Annotated in this window: 13 protein-coding genes, 1 tRNA gene and 1 riboswitch; of the genes, 8 read left to right on the top strand and 6 right to left on the bottom strand. The window is 61.0% G+C overall.

Going from position 1 to position 16,004, the window contains the following annotated elements; translation table 11 throughout:
• Positions 1 to 57: 57 nt before the first annotated feature.
• A complete protein-coding gene (locus KW825_RS08125) occupies positions 58 to 1,326 on the top strand; it encodes a DUF945 family protein (RefSeq protein WP_042653956.1) in 1,269 nt (422 codons plus the stop codon).
• Between the two features lie 63 nt (positions 1,327 to 1,389).
• Here the strand turns inward: KW825_RS08125 and purU are convergent, their stop codons facing one another.
• Positions 1,390 to 2,226 carry a formyltetrahydrofolate deformylase gene (purU, locus tag KW825_RS08120; protein ID WP_042653955.1) on the bottom strand — a complete coding sequence of 279 codons (837 nt, stop codon included), beginning with the start codon at positions 2,224 to 2,226 and terminating at the stop codon, positions 1,390 to 1,392.
• Positions 2,227 to 2,425: 199 nt separating this feature from the next.
• A riboswitch (FMN riboswitch) is annotated at positions 2,426 to 2,585 on the top strand.
• 105 nt (positions 2,586 to 2,690) lie between these two features.
• On the opposite strand from purU, the gene ribB reads away from it, so the two are divergent.
• Together ribB and KW825_RS08110 are read left to right on the top strand one after the other, a co-directional pair.
• Positions 2,691 to 3,344: a 3,4-dihydroxy-2-butanone-4-phosphate synthase gene (ribB, locus tag KW825_RS08115; RefSeq protein ID WP_042653954.1), complete on the top strand. Its 654-nt coding sequence runs from the start codon at positions 2,691 to 2,693 to the stop codon at positions 3,342 to 3,344.
• A gap of 223 nt (positions 3,345 to 3,567) precedes the next feature.
• Positions 3,568 to 3,810 (top strand): Lpp/OprI family alanine-zipper lipoprotein, encoded by a 243-nt coding sequence (locus tag KW825_RS08110; protein ID WP_042653953.1) that lies wholly within the window; start codon positions 3,568 to 3,570, stop codon positions 3,808 to 3,810.
• A 132-nt stretch (positions 3,811 to 3,942) separates the two neighbouring features.
• On the opposite strand, the gene KW825_RS08105 is transcribed toward KW825_RS08110, so the two are convergent.
• Complete coding sequence (locus KW825_RS08105) at positions 3,943 to 4,791, bottom strand: tetratricopeptide repeat protein (RefSeq protein ID WP_218328892.1); 849 nt, start codon at positions 4,789 to 4,791, stop codon at positions 3,943 to 3,945.
• The gene (locus tag KW825_RS08100) at positions 4,788 to 5,510 is read right to left on the bottom strand and encodes a 4'-phosphopantetheinyl transferase superfamily protein (protein WP_218328891.1); all 723 of its coding nucleotides are present in this window, start codon (positions 5,508 to 5,510) and stop codon (positions 4,788 to 4,790) included. Before KW825_RS08100 ends, KW825_RS08105 begins: the two co-directional genes overlap by 4 nt.
• 275 nt (positions 5,511 to 5,785) lie before the next feature.
• On the opposite strand from KW825_RS08100, the gene KW825_RS08095 reads away from it, so the two are divergent.
• The 3 genes from KW825_RS08095 (at position 5,786) to KW825_RS08085 (ending at position 8,348) form a co-directional block, all read left to right on the top strand.
• Positions 5,786 to 6,274, top strand: coding sequence for a C40 family peptidase (locus KW825_RS08095; protein WP_218328890.1), 489 nt, complete (start codon positions 5,786 to 5,788; stop codon positions 6,272 to 6,274).
• Positions 6,275 to 6,423: 149 nt separating this feature from the next.
• A complete protein-coding gene (gene rlmF, locus KW825_RS08090) occupies positions 6,424 to 7,371 on the top strand; it encodes a 23S rRNA (adenine(1618)-N(6))-methyltransferase RlmF (protein ID WP_218328889.1) in 948 nt (315 codons plus the stop codon).
• 254 nt (positions 7,372 to 7,625) lie between these two features.
• The gene (locus KW825_RS08085; RefSeq protein WP_218328888.1) at positions 7,626 to 8,348 is read left to right on the top strand and encodes a MaoC family dehydratase; all 723 of its coding nucleotides are present in this window, start codon (positions 7,626 to 7,628) and stop codon (positions 8,346 to 8,348) included.
• 93 nt (positions 8,349 to 8,441) lie between these two features.
• On the opposite strand, the gene KW825_RS08080 is transcribed toward KW825_RS08085, so the two are convergent.
• Both KW825_RS08080 and KW825_RS08075 read right to left on the bottom strand, forming a co-directional pair.
• Complete coding sequence (locus KW825_RS08080; protein ID WP_218328887.1) at positions 8,442 to 9,428, bottom strand: DUF481 domain-containing protein; 987 nt, start codon at positions 9,426 to 9,428, stop codon at positions 8,442 to 8,444.
• Positions 9,429 to 9,449: 21 nt separating this feature from the next.
• Positions 9,450 to 10,367, bottom strand: coding sequence for a L,D-transpeptidase family protein (locus KW825_RS08075; protein ID WP_218328886.1), 918 nt, complete (start codon positions 10,365 to 10,367; stop codon positions 9,450 to 9,452).
• Between the two features lie 388 nt (positions 10,368 to 10,755).
• Between KW825_RS08075 and KW825_RS08070 the strand changes: the two genes are divergently transcribed.
• A tRNA-Ser gene (locus tag KW825_RS08070) sits at positions 10,756 to 10,845 on the top strand.
• 493 nt (positions 10,846 to 11,338) lie between these two features.
• The gene (locus tag KW825_RS08065) at positions 11,339 to 12,172 is read left to right on the top strand and encodes an SPOR domain-containing protein (protein WP_218328885.1); all 834 of its coding nucleotides are present in this window, start codon (positions 11,339 to 11,341) and stop codon (positions 12,170 to 12,172) included.
• A gap of 201 nt (positions 12,173 to 12,373) precedes the next feature.
• Here the strand turns inward: KW825_RS08065 and KW825_RS08060 are convergent, their stop codons facing one another.
• Positions 12,374 to 15,811, bottom strand: coding sequence for an ATP-binding protein (locus KW825_RS08060; protein WP_218328884.1), 3,438 nt, complete (start codon positions 15,809 to 15,811; stop codon positions 12,374 to 12,376).
• Positions 15,812 to 16,004 lie beyond the last annotated feature (193 nt).

Genomic DNA, 16,004 nt, shown 5'->3' with positions numbered 1-16,004 from the left:
CTCATCGCACCTCTGCCCCGTAGAGTGCGCCAATGAGCCTTTGGAGATGACATCAAGATGAAGAAGAGAGTGGCGCTGGCCGTCGGTGCGGCATTGGTGGTGGGCGGGCTGGGTGCCTGCTGGTACACGGGAAATACCTTCGACCAGACCCTGGCCGAGCAGATCATCAAGGTCAAACAGGAGAGCGGCATCGAGCTGAGCTGGATCCCGTCCAGCCAGAATCTGTTTAGCCGCGACGGCGTGCTCAAGGTGGTGGTGACGCCGCAGACCCTGGCCAGCTTCGATCCCCAGCTGGCGGGGAGTGAGCCCATCGAGGTGCAGCTCAGCTTCAACAACCGCATTCTGCCGCTCTATATCAAGAGCCATCTGCTGCTCGATACAGCCCAAGGCACCCTGGCGCCGGTCTTCACCGCGCTTGGCATGCAGCAGTGGCAAGTCGGCATGGAGTCGGCAAGCAGCCTCTGGACCATGGGCAACAGCGCCCGCTTCTGGGCCAATGACTTCAAGCTCAAGGACGGGGTCAGCGAGTTAAGCTTCCTGCCCATGACCGGTACCTACAGCGGCGATCTGGAGGGCAATGGCCATGTGGTCTTCCAGTGGCAAGGCATGACGCTGCATGAGGCACAGGGCAAGCTGGACATGGTGCTGGCGGATCTCAAGGGCAGCGCCGATCTGGCCGAGATCAGCGGGATCTGGCTCTCCCCCCGCAGCGACGCGACCCTGTCTGCCTTCTCCCTGACCCTGCCGGAGAGTGTCAGGGTCTCCCTGCAGGGGATGAGCACGACCACCCAGCTGGCGGGGGACGATGCCCAGACGCTCTCCAGCCGTTATCAGATGAAGGTGGCGACCCTCAACCTGGAGAATGAGAGCGACACCCTGGCGCTGACGCAGGGCAACCTGAACCTGGAGCTGAAGGGGCTGGATCTGGAAGGCTACCAGGCCTTGCAGGAGGTCAGCGGCCAGCGGGTGGATGAGGTGGCCATCCAGCAGGCCCTGGACAAGATGCTGCAACGCGGCGCCACGCTGCAACTGACGGATCTCAGCGCCCAGCTCAATGGCGAACCCGTCAGCCTGCAGGGGGAGGTCAAGCTGGCACCGACCTCGCTGGAGCAGCTGGTGGGCAGTGAGGAGGGGATGCAGGCCTTGTCCGGTCTGCTCCATGCCAAACTCGGCGACCAGCTGGGCAAGGCCGTCCCGCAGCTGGCGCCCATGCTGGCGCAGTTCACCGCCCAGGGTTATCTGAAGGCGGAGCCTGAACAGCTCAGTGCCGAGCTGAAGCTCGACAAGGGCGTGGCCACCATCAACGGCCTGGCGCTGCACGAATGACAGACCGCACATGAAAAAGGCTCCCTCGGGAGCCTTTTTGTTGGGTGTTCGGTGAGCCGCGGCTTACTTGAACACCACCGTCTTGTTGCCGTAGACGAACACGCGCTCGTTCAGCACCAGCTCCAGCGCCCGGCTCAGCACGGATTTCTCCACATCCCGGCCGGCCTTGGCCATGTCGTCGGCGCTGAAGGCATGGCCGACGTGGATCACGTCCTGCTCTATGATGGGACCTTCATCCAGATCGTCGGTGACGAAGTGGGCGGTGGCACCGATCAGCTTGACCCCGCGATCGAACGCCTGGCGATAGGGGCGGGCCCCGATGAAGGCGGGCAGGAAGGAGTGATGGATGTTGATGAGCTTGCGCGGATAGGCCTCCACGAAGCTCGGGGTCAGCACCCGCATGTACTTGGCCAGGATCACGTAATCTGGCTGGTAGCCGTCGATGATGGCGCGCACCTGCTCTTCGTGCTCGGTGCGGCTCAGATCCTCGTGGCTCACGGCATGGAACGGGATCTCGAACTTGCCCGTCAACTCGGCGAGGGTGTCGTAGTTGCCGATCACCGCCACTATGTCCATGTCCAGGGCGCCGGCGTAATTCTTCATCAGGATGTCGCCGAGGCAGTGGGTTTCCTTGGTCACCAGGATGACGATCCGCTTCTTGCCCGCCTTGACCAGGCGGCGCTGGGCGCCCGCCGGCAGGGCGTCATCGAGATCCGCCAGCAGGGTCTCATCGTTGAAGCGGCCTTCCAGCTCGGTGCGCATGAAGAAACGACCGTTCTCGTGGTCCACGAACTCGTCGTTCTTGTTGATGTTGAGCTGGTGCTTGTAGCAGATGTTGGTGATCTTGGCGATGAGGCCCTTGGCGTCGGGGCAATCCGTCAGCAGTATTTTCTTTTCCATCTCTGTCATGATTCCGTTTGTGGTGTTGGCGCCCGAGTCTGCGCGGGCTGCGCGTTTTTTCAGGCACTATGCCATAAACAAAATCAGAAAGGACAGCGCGCCGTGCGCCGTCAGATCAAGTCGATACCAGCGGGGCCCATATTTATCCTTGATGGGTTTTGCGCTGGTATCCCAGGTTTTTTTTCTTTAGGCTATCGGTGCTTATTCTCAGGGCGGGGTGAAATTCCCCACCGGCGGTATCCCGATCTGACTCGGGGAGCCCGCGAGCGCCCGACCTTGGTGTAGAACCGGGGCCGGGGTCAGCAGATCCGGTGAGATGCCGGAGCCGACGGTCACAGTCCGGATGAAAGAGGATAAGACAGAGTTTGCCAGTCGGGCCCTCCTTGGGCTGGCTGCCGCATGCCTACTTCTGTCTGCCTTTCCATGCCCTGATTCTGGTCCTTGTCTTATTTAGGAGTCTTACCATGAATCAGTCTCTACTCAGTGAATTTGGTGATCCCATTACCCGTGTCGAAATGGCGCTGGCCGCATTGCGTGCCGGCCGTGGCGTGCTGGTGGCCGATGATGAAGATCGCGAGAACGAAGGGGATCTCATCTTCGCAGCGCAAACCATGACCAACGAACAGATGGCCATGATGATCCGCGAATGCTCCGGCATCGTCTGCCTCTGCCTGACCGATGAGCGGGTACGCCAGCTCGAGCTGCCGATGATGGTAGAGGCGAACTCCAGCCATTATCAGACCGCCTTCACCGTCACCATAGAAGCGGCCCAGGGCGTCACCACCGGGGTCTCCGCCGCCGATCGCATCACCACCATCCGGGCCGCCATCGCCGACGGCGCCCAGCCATCGGATCTGCACCGTCCCGGTCACGTCTTCCCGTTGCGGGCTCGCACCGGTGGCGTGCTGACCCGGCGTGGTCACACCGAAGCCACGGTCGATCTGATGCAGCTGGCTGGACTCAAACCGTACGGGGTGCTGTGCGAACTGACCAAGCTGGATGGCTCCATGGCCAGGCTGCCCGATCTGGTGGAATTTGGTCGCCAGCATCAGATGCCGGTGTTGACCATCGAAGATTTGGTGCAATACCGTCAATTATTGGCAGAACGTTCAGCCTGAGCTTCATACGAAATTGTAATAAGTACATTTTTTGGTTACGCTTGGTGCGAACCTCATCCAGAGCACTCGTTTTTGACTTAAGTTTGCACAAAAAGTGTACGTTTAAAAAAAAATGAGAGTTTTAATGCATTTATCTGTGGTGGGGCCTATCCAAACTCGTATTTATTTGTGCCATAATCACGCCGCTTGCTAAACGTCTGGCGAGTTAAAGGGAGCTTTAAAAATGAAAAAATTGTTGTTGGTAGGTGTTGTTGGTCTGTCTGCCCTGCTGGGCGGTTGTGCGAACACCAGCGAACTGGAAACCTCCGTTCAGAATCTGTCTAACAAAGTTGACCAACTGGCTCAAGATGTTAGCGCAGTTCGTGCTGATCAATCCAAGATGGCTGCTGATATCGCAACTGCTAATCAAGAAGCTGCGCGTGCTAACCAGCGCATCGACAACATGGCTACTTCCTACAAGAAGTAATCCATGCGAAAAAATGGCGCATTTTAATGCGCCATTTTTTTTTGCCTGAAATTTGTCATTTCCCTTATTACCGCACTTCCTGCCTGAACAAGGCAATGCCGATTGCTCGGCATCCCCTGATTTCTTCATCGATCAATAAAGCAGGCTATAGAGCTTGCGACGATAACTCTGCGCCGCCGGATGGGCACCCATGGTGGTCAGGATATCGAGATAGATCTTCTTGGCATCGCCAAACGCCATATCGCGTCTGAGAATGGTAAACAGCAGCGCCAATGCCTCCTCCTGTCGGCCGACCTGGCTGTACTGCACTGCCAGCTCCTGGGTGAGGGTCGCATCGTCCGGGTTCTCTGCGTGACGAAGCTCCAGCGCGCGCAGCTCGGGGCTGTCGGCGGCCTGCAGTGCCAGCGCCAGTCGGGAGCTCAGGGTCTGATAATGATCGTCCTGCGCCACCATGGGGATGGTCGCGAGCAGCGCTTGTGCCTCATCCAGCAGATTCAGATCCAGCGCGGCCTGCACCAGCCACAGGCTGATGTCGTGTCGGGTCGGCGCCAGCTGATGGGCCTTGGTGAGGTGGGCGTGCGCCACATCGGGCAGTTCTTCGGCAAGTGCCTGCTGGCCCTGTTCGAGCAGCAACTCCTCTTCCTTGGGGGCAAAGGCGGCGAAGAATTGGCGCAGGGTCGCTTCGTCCTGCGGGCCTTCCAGGATGGCCTGCTCGTCCGAGCGGCCCTGATGGAACAGCACCAGGGCGGGCAGGGCGCGCAGGCCGAGCTGGCTGGCCAGCGGCTGCAGCTGGGGATCATTCATGTCGACCATGGCCAGGGTGACCTGGGGATTGGCCGGGCCGACCAGGCTCTCCACCAGCGGGGTCATGCCCTGGCATTCGGGCATCTGGGGAGCGTGGAAATAGATGACGACCGGCTTCTTCATGGACGCATCGATCAGTTCGGCGTGAAAGTTCTGGGGATTGATGTCGACGATCATGAGGCTGACTCTCGAAAAATGGTGTGAGTTAACATGGGGTCTAGGGGGGTGGATTTCAAGCGCTCGTCCAGCAGGTAGCCATTGACGTTGCGGGTCGGGGCGGCGAGGCAGAGCCAGCCGCCGTCGAGCGGCCAGTCTTGCACCTGATAGGTGTGGGCATCGAGCCGATTATCCAGCCGCCACCCCTCCTCGGGCACAAAACACAGCTTGTCGAGTCCGGCGGCGATGCCATCCCCTTGGGCCTTCAGTACCGCCTCCTTGCGTGACCAGAGCCGATAGAAGGCCGATTCCTGCGCCTGCGCAGGCAGGGAGAGCAGCCATGCGTATTCACTGGCTGCATAGAAGCGTCTGGCCAGCGGCAGGATCTGGCGGCGGCGCAGTCCCATCTCGACATCCACCCCGAGCGGTCCCTCCTGGCAGAGTGCCAGCACCAGCCAGTCGCCGCTGTGGCTGAGGTTGAACTGCCAACTCTCGTCGCACAAGACGGGTTTGCCGTGAGGGCCGGTACAAAACACCAGTTCATCGGCAGGGCAGTGGAGTCGCTCGGCCAGCAGACGGCGGAGCAGCACCCGGCCCAGCAGGTACTCCTGCCGGCGGTTTGGCTGCTGGATAGCGTGCCAGAGCTGATGTTCTTCCCGGGAGAGTTCATGGGGCAGCGTATTCAGCTGCTCGGCACAGATCTGAGCCGGTTTTAACAAATAGAGATCCGCTGAGATCATAATTTTTCACTTAAAAAAGGGGGTGAAGCAGCGATAAAAATCAGTTTTAACTGGCCCTGATGGCCACTTTCGCGATTGTATATTGTTTGGGCATGATCACATTAATTATGAAAAATAATGCATTTCCTTGCGAAAATGTGATGTCGATAGGGATTTTCACTTGCCTCGATAGAATTCTTGGATATAGTCGGGTGCTGTTGCCTTATAAATTGCCCTCTACGGCCGTATTTTAACAATGTTTACTCTTTTGCGGGGATAAAGGATTGCGCCACCTGATGCTACTGCTGGCCGCGCTCGGAATGGTGGGTTGTGCCTCGGCACCCCAGACCGAGGTCGCGAGCAAGATCGAAGTTTCCATGATGGAACCCGTGGTTGAACCGGAAGCTTCGCAGACACCCGATGTAAACGAAATCCTGACCGTATATAAAGAGTGGCGTGGTGTTCCCTACCGCATGGGCGGGAGCAGTCAACGCGGTATCGATTGTTCTGCCTTCGCCCGTGAAGTGTTCCGCAATGCGGTCGGCATCGAGCTGCCACGGGATACTCGCTCCCAGGTACACGAAGGGACCCGGGTAGCCAAACGGGATCTGATGGAAGGGGATCTGGTCTTCTTCAAGATCAGCAAGCGTCTGAACCACGTGGGCATCTATGTCGGCAACGGTGAATTCATCCATGCCTCCACCCGGGCCGGGGTCACCCGCTCCAGACTGGACAACGCTTACTGGCGCGGCAAATTCTGGCAGGCACGCCGGATCGAGATCTGAGTTAGGCTGGACAAACGGCTCGCAGTACGGACTGTTTTTCCAACCTCACTTGAACCGGGCTCAGGCAGCCCGGTTTTTTATGGCCGTCGTTTAGACTTTCCGGGGCCGACTCTCTATAGTGTGGCCCCCCGTTCCTCGGCAGACTCAGCATGAAGACCCACTCCGATCGCAAATCCGGCTTGCATCCGCGCAACCGCCATCAGGCGCCCTACGACTTCGACGCGCTCTGTCAGCGCACGCCAGAGCTGTTGCCCTTCGTATTCATCAATGAGCACGGCACCCGCACCCTGGATTTCGCCGATCCTGCCGCCGTCAAGACGCTGAACCGTGCCCTGCTGGCGCTGCACTATGGCATCAAGCATTGGGATCTGCCGCCGGGCTACCTCTGCCCCCCCATCCCGGGGCGGGTGGATTATCTGCACCGGGTGGCGGATCTGCTGGCAGAGAGCGCGGGCCAGGTGCCGACGGGCAAGGGGGTGCGGGTGCTGGACATCGGCGTGGGGGCGAACTGCATCTATCCACTGCTGGGGGCCCGTGAATATGGCTGGCGCTTCGTGGGCTCGGATATAGACCCGGTGTCGGTCAAGGCGGCGACCCTGCTGGCGGGCAGCAATGGCCTGGCGGGGCAGATCGAATGCCGCCATCAGGCCAACCCCAAACACATCTTTCGTGGCATTGTCGGCCCGAAGGAGCGCTTCGCCCTGACGCTCTGCAACCCGCCGTTTCATGCGTCGCTGGCCGAGGCGAGCAAGGGCTCGGAGCGCAAGCTGCGCAACCTCGGGAAGGCGGTGACGGGGGCGCCGCTGCTCAACTTCGGTGGCCAGAAGGCCGAACTCTGGTGTGAGGGGGGCGAGGCGGCGTTTCTGGCGGGCATGGTAGACCAGAGCATGGAGTTCGCCACCCAGTGCCTCTGGTTCAGCTCGCTGGTGTCGAAGAAAGAGAACCTGCCTGCCGCCAAGAAGGCATTGGCCCAGGCCGGGGCACGCCAGGTGCGGGTGCTCGACATGGCCCAGGGCAACAAGGTGAGCCGGATCCTGGCATGGAGCTTCCTGGAGCCCGAGGCTCATGGTCACTGGTGGTCTGCCGGGAAAAAATGATCGGAAAACGGGGCTCTGATGGCAGAAACAGGTCGAGCAGAGCCCTTTTCGGATTCGCTCTGCTCTCGTGACGTTGCCATCAAGATAATCGTTTTTCCCGCCAGAACAGCCCCCATTCAGCCTTCCGGTTAGTGATCACTCTCACCCCCGGTACAGTTGTACGCCGAGATTTTTTTGTACTTACCATTGAAACTTTCATAAAATGGGACTGGTTAGACCTCTTTACAGGCATGGAATCGAATAGGGATCGGTAAATGAAAGTTGTCGATTTTCTGAAGCACAAGCGCGAGATACTGGCGCAACACCCCTTTGAGCTCAAGGATTGGCTCTCTCCGGCGATCCGCGACTACTGGCGTGAGTTTCAGCAAAAGGCACACCTTCACCCTTTGCTGGGGCGGGTGCTCGACCTGCAGGCCGACCATCAGCTGGTGCGGCGACGGGGCAGATCCCAGGCCCAGGCGGTCAACAGCCAGCCGGCCCTGGCCGAGGACGACCTGATTGAGCTGGATGGTGAGGCGGCCAGCCTGTACGCCGAGCTGCAGACCCGGATCGGGGAAGAGACCCATGTCGGCGAGTGGCTGCAGGTCAGCCAGCCGCTGATCGATCAGTTTGCCGCCGTCACCGGCGATCATCAGTGGATCCACACCGATCCCGAGCGGGCGGCGGCCGAGTCGCCGTTCAAGACCACCATAGCCCACGGCTTCCTGACCCTGGCCCTGTTACCCCAGCTGACCGGTTCGGTGGATGAGGCGACCCCGGAGTTTCCAAGCGCCCGCATGGTGGTGAACTTCGGTCTGGAGCAGGTGCGTTTCCCCTATCCGATCAAGGTGGACAGCAACATCCGTGCGCGCACCAGGCTCTCCCGCGTGACGCCGATCAAGGGCGGGCTCGAGTTGCTCAAAGAGATCAAGATAGAGATAGAGGGCATTCGCCGCCCCGGCTGCGTCATCGAATCGGTCACCCGAGTCTATTTCTGACCCTGGTCCCGCTTGCTGCAGATAAACACAGGCCCACTTCGGTGGGCCTGTGTCGTTTCCGGGGTTGGGTGTCCGTGGCGGGCCAGGTCAGCGTTAGAAGCTGGCACCCAGGGTGATGGTATGGCGCCACTCCTTGTCATCCAGACTCTGCTGATCTCCGCCATATTCGAGCCAGTTATCGTCCCAGCTCAGTTCACTCGACCAGGAGAGGCGCAGGTGGTCGTTGAAGTAGTACCTGAGCCCCAGGCTGCCGTTGACGGATTGATTCCTGGTCAGGTAGGGGGAGGGCTGATCGATGAACTTCTCGTAGGTTCCCTTGCTGAACAACTCGAATCTTTGCTGCCAAACGGAGATGGGCTGACGATAGTCCCAGCCGAGGTTGATGAAGGGGTAGTTGATGATGCGTTCATCGAACAGAACCGAATCGCTCCAGACCTCGGGGGTGAAGTAGGAACGCTGCAAGCCCAGCTGACTGATAAACTCCAGTCGCCTCTGCTTGTCGTTCCAGAAGCGGTAACCCGGGCCAGAGGCATAGCTCAGCTCCAGATAGTTGCTGTCGATCAGGTTGTAGTCGGCATCGAGGGAGGATCGCAGGAACCAGTGCTCATCGAAGAAGAAGTCCAGCTTGGGGCTGAGGGTGTATTCATGGCTGTCGGTGATGCTGTTCGCCGTCTCGTAGATGTATTCTCCATCCAGGGTATAACGCCAGTCCAGATTGGCCAGCTCGGTCGACACCTTGAGGTTGACGTTGTTGGTCTTCTTGTCGTTTTCCTTCAACTTGATGTTTAGATCACCGGTGCCGCTCAAGAGCCAGGCATTGAGCCCGTCGGGCGTGTCCAGCAAGGGGATCCCGGTCCTGGTCAACGGCCTCGGCTGATCCTGTTTGTCCAGCCGCCAGCGCTTGATGGCATCACGCGGGATGGTCAGGGCCTGGCTGTAAGCCGGCTTGATGCTGATCTGCTCGTCGGTGATCTCCTCTATGGTGCCGGTCAGGCGATCGCCGTTGCGCATCCACAGGATGTCGGCCATCGCCGTCGTGCTGGCGCACAGGAGCAGCAGGCTCAGCAGACCCTGTCTCATCACCGCCATGCCGGTGAGCACTCAGCCGCTGATGGGCTGGGGTAGCCCGCTCTTGCTGTCGAGCAGGACCGTCACCTGAGTGCTATCCACCTCGGGGGCGGCAATGAACTGCTCGACCTCGGTTGACAGCACCAGGGGGGCGCCTTGTGCCATCTCCTCCTCGGTACGGGAGAGTGGAGAGTGGACCTCTAGCCAGCGTCGGCCGTCCGGCTCCACCGCCATCTTGACCGGCTGATTGATCACCCGCACCTGAGTGCCGACCGGCACCAAGTTAAACAGGGTCTCGATGTCGTCGGGACGCAGCCGGATGCAGCCTGCGCTGACCCGCAGACCGACCCCGAAATCCTTGTTGGTGCCGTGAATGAGATAGTCCCGCTGACCGTAGCCCAGGCGCATGGCGAAATTGCCAAGCGGATTGTCCGGTCCGGGCGGTACCACGGCCGGCAGATCTATGCCCTTTTGCTCCAGCCAGGACTTGCGCACCATGGGGCCGGGCACCCAGGTCGGGTTCGGGTTCTTCGCGATGATGGTGGTGGTCATCTCCGGCGTCTCGCGACCTATGTCACCGATGCCGATGGGCAGCACCATCACCTCCTGCTTGCCCTTGGGGAAGTAGTAGAGCCGCAGCTCGGGCAGGTTGATGACTATCCCCTCCCGCGGCACATCGGGCAGCAACATCTGGGTCGGCAGGGTCAGCCGGGTGCCTGGGGTGGGCAGATAGGGGTCTACCCCAGGGTTGGCCTCCAGCAAGGCCAGAAAACCAATCTGGGTATGCTTGCCGACCAGTTCCAGGTGATCCCCTGGTTGCACTATGTAATCTTCCAGCTCGCCGATCAGGCGGCTGTCCGCCGGCGGGAGGGGATAGGTTTTGGACCAGACCGGCGCGGCCCAGAGGCTGGTGGCGACCAGCAGCAGTGAGACGATACGTGGATACAACATGGTTTTTCCTATCTGTCAGTCTTGTCTTGAGGGAAGCGCTCCCTCCCAAAAAATGAGCAGAGATTGTAACCAATAGTCCCGGGATTACCAGCGCCTGGCTGAGGCACTGCCGAGCCGGCTGGGCATAGTCCGCCTCCCCCTTTCACCGCGCAGGCCCCGCTTTTTCGGCGAAACGGGGATAAGCGCGGGTCGACTGATGGCCGCTGACGTCGGCGGGGAAGAGTCACATCTTGACCGCCAGGGGTGGCATGGCCGATGTGCGGCCGGCTGCGATGGCGGGGGAGGGGAGCAAACCGCCGCGGGCTGGCTGTTTAATAGCCAGTCGTATGATCTTCAACGATATTTACATTGATTTCCCGACTCGGGTTGGGTCAATATGAGGGCCCGCGGAGAGATGCCGGAGTGGCCGAACGGGATTGACTCGAAATCAATTGTGGCAGCAATGCCACCCAGGGTTCGAATCCCTGTCTCTCCGCCATCTTCTGAGCCCGACTTGTACAACAGGTTGGGCTTTTTGTTGTCTGCTTGTTTTCCGCCGCTTCTGCCAGCATGCCGGCTCGTTGAACCCCACAGAACAGCTCATCCCTTCCTCTGATTTGCTTCTGGGATGCAGAAGAGCGCTCATCGGGGTGAGCCGAGGCAAATACCAGGCGAAACAATCGGCTAGAAGCGGCCTGACCCCTGTGGATAGTCGGAGGATTCAGGCCAAGTTCAGCGCACCCCCGGTATGGTGCTCCGGCGTTTATGCGGTGTAACGAATAACAAACAGAGATGGCTGCCGGCGCAGTCATTCCCGTCTATCTTCCATCCCACAAAGACGCGAAGCGACATGCACGAGCCCAAGGCCCACCCCGGTCAGGGGCCGCGCTCGCTGCCGATATCCATCCCCTGCCGTACGAGCTGCTGGCCATGATGCCTCTTTGCAGCACCGGTGGTCACCTCGCCATTCTCATGACGTCCTGGAGGACATGATGACCGAATGCCATCTGCGCAACTGCATTACCCCTTCTCTCATTCGCCAGATTGGGCTCGGTCTGGCCGCCGGCGCTTTGTGTTTCCTGGTGCTGAGCTATGCGGACCCGGCCGCTCGAAAGAGCGAGCCCGAGGCGGCCGTCGAGGTCCCCACGCCAGCAGAGCCCCTCTCGTCCGAACCCCAGGCCAGTGGCGCCGCGGCAACCTCGAGCCAGCCGGATGAGGCGAGCTTGCCCCTGCCGGCGCTGACGGCCGCTGGCGGCTCTGATGGAGTGCAGGGAGAGGGGATGGCCGACGAGGTGATTCCCACCCCCATGCTGGGCGAGCCGAGTGCGGCCGTATCGATAGCGGGTGAAGAGAAGGTGGTGGCTCAGCCGCCCATGCTGATAACCGCCAGCACTCCGCCCTCTACCGCTCAGCCTGCGGCCAAGCCGTCGGTGCCTCCGGAGTCGGTGTCCAAGCCAGCTCCCAAGCCAGCTCCCAAGCCTGAGAGCAAGCCTGAGGCCAAGCCGCAAGGCAAGGCGCCCGGCAAGGTGAGCTTGACGCCTGCCAAGGTCCTGCAGCAGAAGAACGGCAACCACCTCAGCGTCCAGTTGATGGGATCAGGCAGCCTGGCGGCCATAGAGCAGTTTGTGCTCGCCAACCGGCTCGCTGGCAAGGTGTGGATTTATCAGACCAAGTTCCACGGCAGCCCCTGGTATGTGGTGCTGAAGGGGGAGCATGCCAGCATGAGCCAGGCGCTGGCAGCCATTCGCAAGCTGTCGCCTGCCCTGCAGAAGGCGGGGCCCTGGCCCAAGTCATTTGCCCAGGTGAAGAACGAATTGAAGCAATAGGCCTGAGAGTGGGGGATGTGGCTCGGCCGAGCCGGGTCATGGTCGAGCATTCGCACCATTGCCCCATCCTATGAGCGTCAGCCCCTCAGCCTTTATTGCACCACAGCCGCGCCAGTCGCGGCTGTGGTGTTTTCGGTCTGGCTGATTTCAAACTGCTCCGCCATTCCTTGGGCAGCGTGAGACTGGCCCCAAGGACGGCCGTCAGCCCTTGCGGCTGGCGAGCTGGCGCAGCAGCTGGGTACTCTGGTGCAGGCTCTGCTGCTGCACCTCGCTCAGCGGACACTGCTTGATCACGTATTCGGCGCTGGCCACCACCGTCTTCCAGCGGGGGGCCTTGGGCAGGGTATCCAGGCTCAGGTATTTGTCGAGGGTGCGGGTCTGGGGGCTGGATCTGTCCATGTAGACCCGCCACAGCTTGCTCTTCTCCGCCAGCACTATCTTGCCCTTGCCGGTGCTCTGCTGCCAGGCATCCAGGGTGAGGCGCATGGTGTCCACCAGGGCCCGGCGCAGCGGCTCGTCATCCTGCTGGCGGATCAGGTTGTCCGCCAGGGAGCGGAACTCGCCACCGAGCCGGCTGAGTTCACCCAGCAGCTGACCGTCCTCTATGATGGCCTGGCGCGACAGGCTCTTGAGGGCGTTTTCCAGCGCCATCACCCGGTTGTCATCCTGGCGGGACTCGGTGCTGAGGGTGAGGGCGAAGGCGCGCTGGCCGCCCAGGCTGATGGGCAGCGCGCGGGCGTTGAGTTCATCCTTCTGACCCGCCACCAGGAAGCTCAGATCCTGCTCCGGCCGTGCGGTCAGGTCGGGCCACTGGCTCGCCAGGGGGGAGGCCAGCCACTCGTCGAGGAGCAAGCCTTCCATGGCCTCCGGCTCCTGTCCCAGCAAGCGGGCCAGGGCGCGGGAGGCAAACAGCACCACCCCCTGCTCGTCGATGAAGACCATGGGATCCGCCCCTTCCCCGAGCAGCGCCAGCAGCCGCTCCTGATCCTGATGCAGCTGTGTCTGCAGGCTGAGGCGGTGCTCTATCTCCTGCTTCAGTAGCCGGTTCTCCACCAGGGAGGCACGGCCGGCACTGGCTTCCAGCAGGGCCTTGACCCGGGCAAATAGCTCCTCCTTGCAGAACGGCTTGACCAGGTAATCGTTGGCGCCGGCGTTGAAGCCCTCTTCTATATCCTTTGGCTGGTTGAGGGCGGTGAGCAGCAGCACCGGCAGCTTGTCCTTGGGGTGCTGTTCGCGCAGGCGGCGGCAGACGTCGAAGCCGGACAGGGTCGGCATCATCACGTCCAGCAGTATGAGGTCGACCGGCTCCTGGGCCAGCTTGGCGAGGGCGTCGTGGCCGTCGCTGCTCGGCAGGATGCGGTAGCCGCAGGGCTGCAGCAGGTGGCGCAGTATGTGCAGATTGATGGGCTCGTCATCCACCACCAGGATGAGGGGCGCATCGGCAGGTGGCGGTGGCAGATCGTCGCTCTCCCAATCCGGCAGGATCAGTGGCTGCTGGCGCTCCAGCTGATGCTCCATCTGGCGACTGTCCAGGGTCAGGCTGCCCGCCTTGCCGCTGGCGAGCGGCAGGGTGAAGGCGAAGGTGGAGCCGACGCTCGGTTCGCTCTCCACGCTGAGTTCGCCCCCCATCAGGTGCACCAGCTGGCGGGTGATGGAGAGGCCGAGGCCGGCCCCCTGCTTGCTCAGCTCCGGGCTCATCTGCACCAGCGGTTCGAAGATGTGTTCCAGATGCTCCCGAGGGATGCCGATGCCGGTGTCGGTCACCCTGATGCGCAGGAACTGGCCCTCCACCAGGGCGCTCAGCACCACCTTGCCCTGGGGGGTGTACTTGATGGCGTTGCCCACCAGGTTGTAGAGCACCTGTTCCAGGCGCTGCTCGTCGGCCAGCACCGGCGGCAGCTCGGCCGGGCTTATGTCCACCAGGGTGAGCGGCTTGGCCTGCACCAGGTGCTGGCAGAGATCCAGCACCAGCCGGATGACCCCCTTGGAGGAGACCGGCTGGGGATGGATCTCCAGCTGGCCGTAGCGCATCTGGTGGTAGTCGAGCAGATCGTCCACCAGCCGGGCCAGGCCGTCGGCGCTCTTGATGATGAGGCCTAGCTGCTTCTGCTGACCCTCGGTCAGGTCCTGCTGGCTTGCGAGCATGGACTCCGCCATCCCCTTGATGCCGTGGATGGGGGTGCGCAGCTCGTGGGAGGTGTTGGCGAGCAGCTCATCCTTGAGCTTGTCCGCCTGTTGCAGGCTCAGGTTCTGCTTGTGGGTCAGCTTGACCTGCTGCTGCAGCTCCTGGGTCTGGCGCTCGATGAGTTCTATCTTGTCCTTCACCGAGCGCTGCATGTGGCGAAACGCCTGGGCCAGCCGGTCGATGTCATCGTCGGTACGGGCGATGCTGATGGGGTGATCCAGGGCACCGTCGGCCACCTGCTCGGCGGCGGCGGTGAGGGAGCGCAGCGGCGCCGTGATGGAGTGGGAGAGCCAGCGGGAGAACAGGATCAGCAGCAGCAGGGAGCCGGCACCGAGCAGTATGACCAGGGTCTCCAGCTGGCGGATGGGGCGGTAGGCCTCGCTGGTGGAGATCTCGGCGACGAAGGCCCACTCGGTGTCGAATACCTTGACCTGGGTGTAGGCGGCCAGCACCTCGTCATCGTGATAGGAGCGAAACAGCCCGACCCCCTGCTCACCGGAGAGGGTCTTGACGACCAGCGGGGTCTGCAGCGGTCGGAAGTTCGGGCTGAAGCTGTTCTCCACGCTGAACTCGGGGGCGAGCCAGGCATTGGCGCGCATCCGCTTGTCCGGGCCGACCAGTATGGTCTCCCCCGTCTCACCGAGTCCCTCCCGCTCCGCCATGATCTGGTTGAGCTTGTCCGGTAGCAGCTCGAAGATCACCACCCCGCGCACATAGTCGTACTGCATGACGGGGGCGGCCAGGTAGGCGACCACCTGGCCGGTCAGCTCGTTGCGGCCAAAGTCGGTGAACTCGAAGATCTGCTGGGGTTTCTGACCACCATCGAGCCGGCGCTTGATCTTGGCGAAGGTGTCGCCGAGGCCGCTGGTCTGATAGGGGCCGGAGAGCAGGTTGGTGGCAAAGTTGGCATGCTTGGTGACCGAATAGACCACATCACCGTTGAGATCCACCAGAAAGATGTCGCTGTAGTTGGACTTGCGCACCATGTCGGCATAGCCGCGGTGGAAGCGCTGATGCACCCGGCCGTACATCTCGTCCGCCAGGATCAGGGCGCTGATGGAGGGTTCTATGTCCACCTTGCTGTCGGGTTTTTGCAACTGATCCCAGGAGCCGGGCACATAGCGGGCCTGGGCACGGGCGCGCGCCTCCTGCGGGGTGGTGCCCAGCTTCTCGAAGGCGCCGGTGAAGCCATAGAAACGACCGATACTGTTGCCGGCAAAATCCTGCTGGGAGAAGTTGATGATCTGCTCTTTGAGGTTGCCGAAGTAGTCTTCCAGCTGGCTCTTCTTGATGTTGCGCACCGACACCAGATGATTGGAGGTCTGGGTGGTGAGGTCCTTGCCGTGGCTATAGAGGAAAAACAGGGTGACGACCAGGAAGGGCACCAGGCCTAACATGAAAAAAGCCAGCATCAGCTGAGCTCTGAGCCCACGAGGCTTGAAGGTCCATTTCATCTTGTGATTTTCAATTGAGAATCCAGTTACTAAACGCGACAAGTCTCTGATTAAAGACTAATCATTTCAATGACTTTATCTTGAATTCGCCTACGGAGTCACAGCGGGCCGAGGGAATTTCGGCCAAGGCGTTTAAAGCCTGAGCAAACGACCGGGAAAAGTGCTGAAAGACAGAAAAAAGGGTTGTGCCCGT

Source organism: Aeromonas sp. sif2433, from assembly GCF_019218705.1.
GTDB classification, from domain to species: Bacteria; Pseudomonadota; Gammaproteobacteria; order Enterobacterales; family Aeromonadaceae; genus Aeromonas; species Aeromonas encheleia.
The sequence above is the reverse complement of the archived record's forward strand: the minus strand, read 5'-3'. Positions and strand labels throughout refer to the sequence as shown.